General features: G+C 55.4%; 1 protein-coding gene and 1 pseudogene. Both read left to right on the top strand.

The features are described 5' to 3' along the window. Positions 1–373, top strand: a 373-nt coding sequence (locus ACNA7R_RS20475) for an IS66 family transposase (protein ID WP_416285377.1), incomplete at its 5' end; no start/stop codon positions are given. A 46-nt stretch (positions 374–419) separates the two neighbouring features. Next, positions 420–890: pseudogene (locus ACNA7R_RS20470) on the top strand (IS630 family transposase); the annotation flags it as partial. Positions 891–974: the final 84 nt, after the last annotated feature.

The following is a 974-nucleotide window of genomic DNA, read 5'->3' as shown; positions in this document are numbered from 1 at the left end:
CGACGAGGAGGATCCATCCGCCTCCGCCCGCGAGCAAAAGCGGGCGGAGGCGTCGTTACACCTGGAAGGCCTGATCAGAGAAGACTACGAGGCACAGGAGGTCCAAAAGCTGATCGAGAAGATCAGGAACGGGTTAGGGCACTGGCTGACGTTCGTTACAGAGCCAGATGTCGATTCGACGAATAATCGCGCAGAGCGCGCTCTGCGCGAGCAAGTTGTGCTGCGGAAGATGTTCCGGACCCTCCGCTCAGCCGAAGGGGTCCAGATTCATGAGACGATTACGACCATGTTGGCCACGTGGAAACGGCGAGGACTAGATCCGCCTGAACAGCTCCAGTCCATCCTCGGTGGGCAAGAACTCAGATCAGGATGAGAGGCATCACTGGCCGGTGAATCCTGGTCACGCTATCCAACTACCACAGCGGCTCTACTACGTCGATGATCCACACATCACCCGACCGTTGGTTCGTCAAGACGAACCAGCGGTCGGTTTCTACGCGCTCAATGGTGAGAGCGTGGTGAGTTTCCCCGAAAACCAGGAAAAAGAACAGATCTGTGAGTGTCTTGAACGAGTCCGCGAGCAGAATCCCGGCAAGCGGATTCTGCTCGTCTTGGACAACTTCTCTTCACATATCTGTGAGTATACGCGCAAGCGCGCACATCAACTTGGAATCGATTTCATCTTTCTACCGGTTGGCTCGCCGGATCTCAATCCGATCGAGCCGGTCTGGAAGAGCCTCAAATGGGAAGCGTCTCCGCTTATCGTCGAGAGCGCGGCTGAGTTCCGCGCTCTCGTCGAAGATCTTTTCGAACAACTGACCAACCGGCTGAGCTTCGCGAAAGCATGGATCGATGAATTCCTCAGCTCTCGGTTGCAAAGGTTATCTTAGGAACTATGATGCTGAATACGAGGTGGCCGATTCGTTACGTAGCGAGTGCAAACTGCTCGCTTCGCTCGCAGTTTCTACTGGGCG

Origin of the sequence: Natronococcus sp. (assembly GCF_047921035.1) — an archaeon.
Taxonomy (GTDB): Archaea; Halobacteriota; Halobacteria; order Halobacteriales; family Natrialbaceae; genus Natronococcus.
Note: the sequence above shows the minus strand (reverse complement) of the source record. Positions and strands in the feature narration are given on the sequence as shown.